The 7,935-nt window shown below is 72.9% G+C and carries 10 protein-coding genes and 1 tRNA gene; 3 read left to right on the top strand and 8 right to left on the bottom strand.

The window, feature by feature from the left end; genetic code table 11:
* The 4 genes from ACXJKG_RS17270 to ACXJKG_RS17255 all read right to left on the bottom strand — a co-directional run.
* Nucleotides 1–260, bottom strand: a 260-nt coding sequence (locus ACXJKG_RS17270; RefSeq protein WP_456846972.1) for a hypothetical protein, incomplete at its 3' end; no start/stop codon positions are given.
* Entirely contained in the window at nt 257–853 is a 597-nt protein-coding gene (locus ACXJKG_RS17265; protein WP_456846971.1) for a signal peptidase I, read from the bottom strand. The genes ACXJKG_RS17265 and ACXJKG_RS17270, both read right to left, overlap by 4 nt.
* 18 nt (nt 854–871) lie before the next feature.
* Complete coding sequence (locus ACXJKG_RS17260) at nt 872–1,300, bottom strand: hypothetical protein (protein WP_456846970.1); 429 nt, start codon at nt 1,298–1,300, stop codon at nt 872–874.
* 192 nt (nt 1,301–1,492) lie between these two features.
* Nucleotides 1,493–2,683, bottom strand: coding sequence for a sensor histidine kinase (locus tag ACXJKG_RS17255; protein WP_456846969.1), 1,191 nt, complete (start codon nt 2,681–2,683; stop codon nt 1,493–1,495).
* Nucleotides 2,684–2,764: 81 nt separating this feature from the next.
* Between ACXJKG_RS17255 and ACXJKG_RS17250 the strand changes: the two genes are divergently transcribed.
* From ACXJKG_RS17250 to ACXJKG_RS17240, 3 genes are all read left to right on the top strand, one after another.
* Nucleotides 2,765–3,436: a response regulator transcription factor gene (locus ACXJKG_RS17250; protein ID WP_456846968.1), complete on the top strand. Its 672-nt coding sequence runs from the start codon at nt 2,765–2,767 to the stop codon at nt 3,434–3,436.
* A gap of 64 nt (nt 3,437–3,500) precedes the next feature.
* Nucleotides 3,501–4,121: a pentapeptide repeat-containing protein gene (locus tag ACXJKG_RS17245; protein ID WP_456846967.1), complete on the top strand. Its 621-nt coding sequence runs from the start codon at nt 3,501–3,503 to the stop codon at nt 4,119–4,121.
* Between the two features lie 134 nt (nt 4,122–4,255).
* A complete protein-coding gene (locus ACXJKG_RS17240; protein WP_456846966.1) occupies nt 4,256–5,128 on the top strand; it encodes a M15 family metallopeptidase in 873 nt (290 codons plus the stop codon).
* Between the two features lie 24 nt (nt 5,129–5,152).
* On the opposite strand, the gene ACXJKG_RS17235 is transcribed toward ACXJKG_RS17240, so the two are convergent.
* The 4 genes from ACXJKG_RS17235 to ACXJKG_RS17220 all read right to left on the bottom strand — a co-directional run.
* Complete coding sequence (locus tag ACXJKG_RS17235) at nt 5,153–6,376, bottom strand: serpin family protein (protein ID WP_456846965.1); 1,224 nt, start codon at nt 6,374–6,376, stop codon at nt 5,153–5,155.
* Between the two features lies 1 nt (nt 6,377).
* A tRNA-Thr gene (locus tag ACXJKG_RS17230) sits at nt 6,378–6,451 on the bottom strand.
* A 59-nt stretch (nt 6,452–6,510) separates the two neighbouring features.
* Nucleotides 6,511–7,431 carry a DsbA family protein gene (locus ACXJKG_RS17225; RefSeq protein ID WP_456846964.1) on the bottom strand — a complete coding sequence of 307 codons (921 nt, stop codon included), beginning with the start codon at nt 7,429–7,431 and terminating at the stop codon, nt 6,511–6,513.
* Between the two features lie 46 nt (nt 7,432–7,477).
* Nucleotides 7,478–7,935: hypothetical protein (locus ACXJKG_RS17220; RefSeq protein ID WP_456846963.1), on the bottom strand; the 458-nt coding region annotated here is incomplete at its 5' end.

Raw genomic sequence — 7,935 nt, 5'->3', positions numbered from 1 at the left:
GTCTTGTACAGCCGCAGCGCGACCGGCAGCCCCGCGCACGCGGCGGGGACGGTCACGACGACCGAGGAGGTCTTCTTGTCGGTCGTGTCGATGCTGCCGTGCGTCACCGGGATGGTCGCGGTAGTGCACGGAGCCTTCTTGACGGACAGCAGAGTGGCGGACCGGACCGTGAGCTGAGCGGCGCTCGCGTGCACGACACCGGTCGCGACCAGAGCCGCGAGCAGCAGGATCACGAGCGTGCGGACGCGCGCGGCGGTCATGGCGCTGCTCCGACCGTGACCGGTTGCGGGCCGACACCCGGGTCGTCCGGCTCGCCGGAGTCCTCGAGGGCGCCGTCGTCGGCGTCCTCGTCCTCGTCGGTCGCGCCGGGCCAGACGAAGATCGCCAGGGCGATCACGAGCAGGCTCAGCCACAGCAGCGGGCTGGTCATCAGCGCCGCCGCGAGGCCCACCTTGGGCAGGTGGAGCTGTGCGACGCCGAGCACCTCGTCGCCGGACGGCGTGAACGGGTCTTCCCAGCTGTTGTTGTCGCCCTGCATCACCCAGCCGCCGGCGTCGCCGCCGACGATCCGGTGGATGATCCGGGCCCCGCCCAGGTCGGCCGGCTGGTAGACCACGACGTCGCCGACCGCGGGCTCGCCGCACCGCGCGACGACGAGGTCACCGGTGTAGTAGGTCGGTTCCATCGAGTGCCCCGACACGATCGTCAGGGTCGTGCAGCCGCCGAGGCTCGTCGGCCACAGCAGGATCGCCGCGACCAGCGCGACGGCGTACCCCAGGAGGCCCGGAGCGCGGCGAAGCACCCGGCGCGTGACAGACGCGCCGGGTGCTTCGTCGTGCTCGTTCTCGACCACCTAGGGGGCTGGTCGACGTCAGCCGTTGATGACGACGGCGACACCCTTGACCGCGGCCGCGTCGACCGAGCCGGGGACCGTGAGGGCCTGCGAGGTGCCCGTGGTCAACGTCAGCGCGACGGGCGAGACCTGGCCGAGGGTCGCGGCCGACGACGTGATGCCGTCGAGCAGGTCAACGGTCACGGTCTTGCCGGCGCAGGTGGCGTCGACGTTCTTCAGGGTCACGGACGTGACCTTGTAGCCCGGGATGGTGGCGGCGAACGCCGTGCCGTACGAGACGTCGATCCCGTCGGTGTCGCACGAGGCGACGACCTTGACGCCGCTGCCGAGCGTCGCCGAGTTGATGGTCAGGGTGGCGGCCGACGCGAGCGACAGGCCCGCGACACCGAGGATGGCCAGGCCGACGGCCAGACCCTTGCGGGACTTCTTGGACTTCGTGGAAGCCATGGTGATCTCCTGATCGGGAAGGGTGCGGGGAATCGGCACCTCACCGAGACCCGCTCACAGACGCACGCCGCAACGGCGGTCGACCGCGAACGTATGGTTCATCGGCACGGTCACCCGTTCGGCCCTGGGTGGCAGCACCCCGGCCGTCCGAAGTGCCGTTTTCTTTCACCCCGGGCGAATGCGACCAACCGGTCAAGCAGGGCGTTCGGCGGCCGGCTCGCCGGCGCCCAGGGGCAGCCACGCCTCGAGGACGGCGCCCTTCTCGCGGCCGGGCACGAGCGCCAGCCGGCCGTTCACGAGCGAGAGCCGGGTGGCCAGGCGGGCGGTGCCCGACGGGTTCCCGGCGGTCGCGAGGTCGTACAGCTCACCGTCGTTCTCGACCCGGACGTGCAGGACCCGGTCGGCCTCGTCCACGGCGACGACGATCGACGACGCCGGCCCGTGCTTCAGGGCGTTCGTCACGCCCTCCTCGACGACGCGGACGGCGAGCAGCCGCTCGCTGACCGTGAGGGAGCAGCCGGAGGGGTCGTCCAGGGACCGCACGGCGTCGCTGACGGTCAGCCGGGTCGCGATGCTCGCCGGGATGCGGCCGAGCAGGGCGCGCAGCGCGGGGACCAGCCCGAGCTCGAGCCGGTCGGGGTAGAGGAGTCGGCTCATCTCGCGGACGTCCGTCTCGCGCGCCGACTCGAGCTCGGTGCGCACCCACGCCAGGGTCTCGATGTCGTCGGTGTCCATGCCGCGCGCGCCGGCCCTCGCCAGGACGTCGCCCAGCCGCGCGTCCATGAGGACGAGCTTCGACTGCAGGGTGCCGTGCAGGCCCTCGGCGACCGCGCGTCGCACGCGGATCTCCTCCTGCTCGAGCGCCTTGACGGCCATCTCGACGTGCACGGCGTCGCGCGCCGAGGCACGGTTCCGGGCGCGGTTGGTGCGCCGCACCACCAGTGCCCACATGCCGATGCCCCCGGAGATCGCCCCGAGGAGGAAGCCGCTGAACACCTCGGCGTTGCGGGCCGGGTCGTCCAGCGAGCCGTGCACGCCGAACACCACCTGCGCGACGAACCGGGCGACGGCGGCGACCGCGGCGGCGACCACGACCGCCGACGCCATCGCCCACGCCCGTCGGGCGAGGTGCGCCCGCAGCAGGGCCAGCACGACGACGAGCATGAGGACCGCGACGGCGTTGGCGGCGAGCCGCGCGACGAGCGGGACCGACTCCCAGTCCGGGACGTACGTCGCGTAGACGTAGGTCGACTGCAGGGCGGCGCCGGCGCCGTAGCCCAGCGCGATGAGCGCCGTGCCGCGCAGKAGCGCGGTGCGGTCCCCGCGGAGGTCGTCCCGACGGGTGGCGAGGGACACCGCAGTGTCGGGCGACGTCGTCGTCATCCGTGCCTCCTGCGTCCCGCCCCGGTGATCGGCCCGGCGCGTGGCGCGCATCGAACCCAGGCGCAGACGATACTGGCGGCGATGACCGTTCCCACCACTGGCACCCTCCGCGTAGCGATCGTCGAGGACCAGCCCTTGTTCCGCTCCATGCTGGAGCACACGCTCGCCGGCACCCCCGGGCTCCAGGTGGTCGCCGCCGTCGGCACCGTCACGGAGGCGATGCGTGCACTGCGCCCCGGAACGGTCGACTGCGTGATCCTCGACATCGACCTGCCGGACGGGAACGGGATCGCGCTCGGCGTGACGTTGCGCCGCAAGATGCCCGAGCTCGGCATCCTGCTGCTGTCGGCGCACGACGCGATGGACCTCCTGCTCGACCTGCCGACGGATGTCGCGGCGGGGTGGGGCTACCTGTCGAAGACCTCCTCGACCAGCGAGGAAGTGCTGGTCAACGCCGTGCGCGCCGCCGCGGTCGGCGAGACCGTGCTCGACCCGGCGCTGCTGGCGCGGATGACCCCGCGAGCCGGGTCGGCCGTCGCGCGGCTGACCGACCGGCAGTACGAGGTGCTGCGGCTGCTGGCGTCCGGCCTGTCCAACTCGGGCATCGGCGACCGGCTGGGCATCACCGAGAAGTCCGTACAGAACCATGTGAACGGGATGTACGCGACCCTCGGGATCGACAGCGACCCGCAGCGCAACCCCCGCGTGAGCGCCGCGCTCCGGCTGCTCGAGGAGACCGGCCCCAGCGCCTGACTCGTCCGCGTTCGTCCCGCCGGGATCTTCACCCGGTCCACGGTCGGTACGTCATCATCGAGGCATGGCAGAACGACGCGGCGCCGAGGCCGCTCACCCCACCACCTCGACGGTGCGCGGCGAGGACTGGTACGCGCGGGACCTGTCGGGGCAGGAGTTCCACAACGTCGAGTTCCTGGACCTCGACCTCACCGAGACGTCCGGCACCGGCGCCGTGTTCGAGGAGTGCGTGTTCCGGAACGCCAAGTTCAACGCGTCCGTGCACACCGACGCGGCGTTCATCAACTGCACGTTCCACCGGTCCAACTTCTTCGACGTGCGGTTCGAGCGCTGCAAGCTCGTCGGGTCGGTGTTCGACGGGTGCACCTTCGACATCACGGTGGTCGAGGGCGGCAACTGGTCGTTCGTCGGGCTGCCCGGCGCCGACCTGCACTCGGCGAGGTTCACCGGCGTCCGGCTGCGCGAGGCCGACCTGACCGGCATCCGAGCCCCCGGCGGCACCCTGCGCGACTGCGACCTCGCCGGGGCGTGGCTGCACCTGGCCGACCTGTCGGGCTGCGACCTGCGGGGCAGCGACCTCGCCGGCATCGACCCCCCGACGGTCAAGCTCGAGGGCGCGATCATCACGCTCCCGCAGGCGGTGGTGATCGTCGAGGCGATGGGGCTGGATCTGCGGGTGGAGTAGAGCGGGCGACTTGACACGGTTTGTCCCCGCGAGGATAACGGGAGGAGGGGGGCGTCGGCCCCTTTGCCCACACACGCGGGGGGTAGCCGCCATGGGTACGTCGCAGACATCGGCGCGCTGAGATGGCGCGCGCAGTGATCACCTCCCTCAACGGGCGGGTGCCACACGAGCGGCTCGCGAACACACCCACGGGTCAGCCCCTGCTCGCCGAGGCCGTTGCCGCGCTCGTGCGCCTGTCGGCAGCGGCCGTCGCCGCCGGGCAGGGGCAGATCACCATGCAGCCCCTCAAAGACTTCCCCCTGGCCGGCTACCGCACGTTCGACGAGCAGGACCATCTGCACAAGACCAACAAGGACGCGATCAAGGCCGGCCAGTCCATCCACAGCGAGGGCATCGCCGCCGACCTCGCCCTCGACGGCTTCGACGGCACCCGGTACGCGTGGCTCCTGTCCCACGGCGAGGAGTTCGGCTGGTACAAGCCGACCTGGGCATTTCCGCACGGCTCGCACCCGGAATCGTGGCACTGGGAGTACGACCCGGAGGCCGACCAGCACCGCAACGAGGAGGAGGACGACATGCCGTTCAGCCGCCAAGAGCTGAAGATCATCATCGCGGAGACCATGCGGGAGAACATCGGCGACCTCGCTCCCGGACGCGCCAGCTGGGGTCCCCCGGCGCTCGCCGACTGGGCGCACAAGGGCGTCGCCGAGCTCTTCGGCGTCGACAGGGCGGACCCGGAGTTCCAGCTCGGCGTCTACGAGCGCAACATGAGCGCCGTCATGGCCAACGTGCTCAAGTCCGAGGGGGTCTCGGGCGCCGCGGACGTCAGCCGCCTCGTCTCCGCGCTCGTGCCGCTCCTGCAGTCGGGGGCCGCCGGGCTCTCGGACGAGGAGTTCAACGCGCTGCGGAGCTCGGTCGAGCACGCCCGGAACGTGCGCGGAGGTGGCGGCGGCCCCGGCCTCGGCGGACCCGACTTCGGACTCGGCATCGGCGTCGACCCGGGCTGAGGACGTCGCCCGAGCTGACGACCGCTACTCCGGCCGGGGCTCGAYCTTGCCCACCCATGCGCCGAACACCGGCACCCCGTCCCATGCCGGGACCCCGAGGTCGACCGTCCCCCACCCCTGGGCGAGGTCCGGCGCGCTCCCCGCGGCCAGCGCGAGCACGGCGTAGGGCCGGTTGAACCGGACCGTCGCCCGTCGGTGCCGGACGGTCCGCCGCTCGGGCACCCCGGTCGCCCTCATCGCGAGGCCGGTCACGGCGGCGGCCTCGAAGCCCTCCCGGCTGAACGACGCGACCGCCACCTGTCGCGCGTCGAACGCGGCGGGCCGGTACTCGGGCCGCAGGAGGCCCTCGAGCGTCGCGAACGCGGCCGCCATCCCGTCCGCGCCGGAGATGTCCAGGCGCGACTCCGCCCGCCACGCCGGCAGCACGGCGTCGACCGACTCCAGCTGCGGCGGCCCGAAGCCCTCCTGCGTCTCCTCGGTCACCTCCCACGCGTGACCCTCGCCGAGCGGGAGGTCGAAGAGCCCGACCGGCCTCGCGCCGCCCTTAGCCACCTGCCCGGCCGCCCCGTGGACGTCGGCGGCGGGGACCGTCGGGTCGGCGATCACGGAGACGACGCGCAGCCCGTCGACCGACCCGGAGACCTGGACACCGACCAGGCCCGCGGCGTCGGTGTCGGCGAGGAACACCTCGTGCCGGTCGGACGTGGCACGCAACGCGGTGCGGACCGCGGGACCGAACTCGCCGCCGAGGAACAGTGCGGGGACCTCGTCGAACGGCTCCGCCCACGTCACCTTGGTCGCCAGCGCGCTCGCCAGCACCAGGGCCGTGGTCGGCCGCAGCACGACCGGGAACGTCCGGATGAGGTCCTTGGTGTGCGCGGCGGCCCACCGGTCGGCCTCGGCGTTCGTCGGCACCGGGCCCGCCTCGACCACGGCCGGAAGCTCGCGTGCCCAGGCGTCGAACAGGTCGCGGACGAGGAGCTCCTCGCGCGCCCACACCGCCAGCGCGGACGCGACGGCGGGGTGCGGGGTGGCCACCAGCTCACCGGCCCGGCGCGCCGCGTCGGCGGCGTCGGTGCCGAGGACGCGCTCCAGCTCCGCGCGCGACGGCCCGTCGGCGAGCGGGGCCACGAGCGCCAGCAGCAGCCACAGGCCCAGCGGCGACGCCGCGCCGTGGCCGGACAGGTAGCGCCCGTGGAACGGCGCGGCGAACCGCGAGACGAGCTGCGCCGTCGAGGGACTGCTCACGAGCCCCCTATCGGATTCGAACCGATGACCCCCTGTTTACAAGACAGGTGCTCTGGCCGACTGAGCTAAGGAGGCGGGCGGGCCCAGGATAACCGGGCGCCCCCCGTGCGAGGGGCGCCCGGTCATCGAGGGGACTAGGAACCCTGGGCGGCCTGGACGGCCTGCAGGAGGGCGCCCGGCGTCTGCCAGGCCCCGCCGAAGTCCTGGCCGTCGATCAGCACGGTCGGCGTCGAGATCTTGCCGATGTCGGTGCCCATCTGGTTKGTCGCCGCGGCGACCCACGGGGCCATCGTGCGCCAGGTGCCGGTCGCCGAGGCCTCGACGTCACCGGTCTTGGTCTTGTACGAGCCGCTGACGGTGTCGGTGAAGGAGTCGGCGACGTCCTGGGGCACGCCCAGGTCGGTGGCGATCTTCGCGATCTCGGCGTCGGTCCGGCCCGTCGAACCCTCGGCCGGCTGGTCCTTGTACATGGCGGTCACGAACTTGGCGAACTGGGCCGGGGCCTTGTCGGCGACGATCGCGGCGGCGTTGGCGGCGCGGGTCGAGTACGCGGTGCCCGACGACTTGCTGTCGAGGAACGAGATCGGGTGGTACTCGACGGTGGTGCCGCCGTCGGCGAGCAGGGTGGCGATGTCGTCGCCGTTGATCTCCTCGAACTGGCCGCAGATGGGGCACATGAAGTCGAAGTAGACGGTCAGCGTCACGTCGCCGTCGCCGACCACGCCGACGTCGTCGCCACTGTCGCMGCTGACGGGGATGCCGCCGTTGTCGGTGGCGGGGGCCGGGGCCGTGACGTCCGCGAGCGCGGGCGGGACGACGTTCTCGGCGTCGCCGCCGTAGACGACCTCGGAGTTGGCGGCCACGTTGGCCTTGTTCTGGTTGACGATCGWGAASGCGACGSCGACGAGGGCGAGGACGGCGACGACGAGGCCGSMGATCGCGAGGATGCGGTTGCGCTTGGCCTTGCGCTCCTGCTCCTTGCGCATCTGGGCGGCCTTGAGGCGGGCCTCGTCGCGGCGCATCGCCTTGGTGGGGCGGGGGTCGTTGGTGGGCATGGTGCTCCTGGGTCGGACGAAGTGACGGGGTGGGGTGGGCGCGGTGTCAGGCGACCGCGGGCGGTCCCCGCCGGGCGATGCTGCCGACGAGCACCCGGTCCGTCCACGCCGCGGCGACGGGCTGCGGGACCAGGCGCGCGCGGGCGGCGACAGGAAGCGGTCGGCCCGAGGCCTGTCGGCCGGGGACCGCCCGGCCCAGCAGCACTCGCACCTGGCGGGCGGCCCGCACGAGGACGGCGGACAGGCCGACGCCGCACGCGGCGAGCAGGAGGTAGAGGGCCGCCACGGGCACGGCGATGCTGAGCAGCACCACGGCGCCCTGGGACATGGCGCCCAGGCCGTAGGAGCCGTCCGGGCAGTCCGCGGCGTCACGCAGCACGGACAGGCGCAGGCCGAGGGGGCCGAGGACGCCGCCCGCGGCGACGCAGTCGTGCAGCAGCACGCGTCCCTGGGCCGCGAGCGCCGCGGCGACGGCGGTGACCGCGAGCGCGGCGACCGGCGACA

Source organism: Cellulomonas sp. P5_C6 (assembly GCF_054049635.1).
Note: the sequence above shows the minus strand (reverse complement) of the source record. Positions and strands in the feature narration are given on the sequence as shown.